The organism is Aeromicrobium sp. PFPM2_SD2 (genome assembly GCF_057364525.1).
Genome location: NZ_JBNFNZ010000536.1, coordinates 1 through 1,534, shown reverse-complemented (window position 1 = coordinate 1,534; position 1,534 = coordinate 1). Strand labels below are relative to the sequence as shown.

Here is a 1,534-nt window from a genome sequence, read left to right as displayed (position 1 = left end):
GCTCGGCGCGACGGCGGTGCTGCTCGACCGGGTCGGGCACGGGCACGGCCGCGACGAGCCGGCGCGTGTAGTCCTCGGTCGGGGCGCCCAGCACCTGCGACCGGGGTCCGACCTCGACCAGGCGTCCGGCCTGCATGACCGCCACGCGGTTGGCGAGCCGGTCCACGACCGCCAGGTCGTGGGTGATGAACAGGCACGCGAAGCCGCGGCGCTGCTGCAGCTCGACGAACAGCTCCAGCACCCGGGCCTGCACCGAGACGTCCAGGGCGGACGTCGGCTCGTCGGCGATGAGCAGGTCCGGGTCGAGCGCGATGGCGCGAGCCAGGCTCACGCGCTGGCGCTGGCCGCCGGACAGCTCGTGCGGGTACCGCTCGGCGAACGCGGCCGGCAGCTCGACGTCCTCCAGCAGGGCGCGGACGCGCTGGTGGACCTCGGCGTCGGGCAGGTCGCGGTGCACGTGCAGCGGCTCGGCCAGCGTCTGCCCGATCGACAGCCGCGGGTTGAGCGAGGCCGCCGGGTCCTGGAAGACGAACCCGAACCGCTCGCGCAGCGGGCGCAGCTGGCGGTCCGACAGCCCGGAGACCGTCGTGCCGCTCACCCGCACCGTGCCGGACGTCGGCTGCTGCAGGCCCACCGTCGTGCGTCCGACCGTCGACTTGCCCGAGCCGGACTCGCCGACCAGGGCCAGCACCTCGCCGCGGCGGATCGTCAGGCTGACGTCGTCGACGGCGCGGAACGCCGGCTCGCCGAGGCGGCCGGGGAACTCCACGACCAGGTCCTCGACCTCGAGCACGACGTCGGCCGACGGGTCGACCTCGCCGGGCCCGTCCTCGGCGCCCAGGTGCGGCACCGCGTCCAGCAGGCGCTGGGTGTACGGGTGCTGCGGGGCGGCAAAGAGCTCGCGCACCGGCGCCTGCTCGACGACCTGGCCGCGGTACATGACCACGACCCGGTCGGCGACGTCGGCGACGACGCCCATGTTGTGGGTGATGAGGACGATCGCCGTGCCCAGCCGGTCGCGCAGGCTGAGCAGCAGCTCCAGGATCGCGGCCTGGACGGTGACGTCCAGGGCCGTGGTCGGCTCGTCGGCGATGATCACGTCCGGGTCGCAGGCGATCGCCATGGCGATGACGACGCGCTGCTTCTGCCCGCCCGAGAGCTGGTGCGGGTAGTAGTCGACGCGGCGTTCGGGGTCGGGCAGGCCGACCATCTCGAGCAGCTCGACCGCCCGGGCCCGCGCCTCCTTCTTCGAGACGTCGCGGTGCGCCCGGATGCCCTCGACGAGCTGGGCGCCCACCGTGTGCACCGGGTCCAGGGCCGTGGACGGCTCCTGGAACACCATCGAGACCTGGTCGCCGCGGATCGGGCGCAGCGCGCTGTCGGACAGGCCGATCAGCTCGGTCTGCTCGTCGCCGCGGGTCAGCACCGCCGAGCCCTCGGCGGTGGCCTGCCCGGCAGCAGGCCAGCACGGCGCGCGAGCTCACCGACTTGCCCGAGCCGGACTCGCCGACGCGGCCAGCACCTCGCCGGCGCG

General features: G+C 74.6%; 1 protein-coding gene. It reads right to left on the bottom strand.

Annotation, left to right across the window (positions count from 1 at the left end; all coding sequences use genetic code 11):
* The coding region (locus AC2W7G_RS16025) for a dipeptide ABC transporter ATP-binding protein (RefSeq protein WP_485869313.1) at positions 1-1,426 on the bottom strand (1,426 nt) is incomplete at its 3' end.
* Positions 1,427-1,534 lie beyond the last annotated feature (108 nt).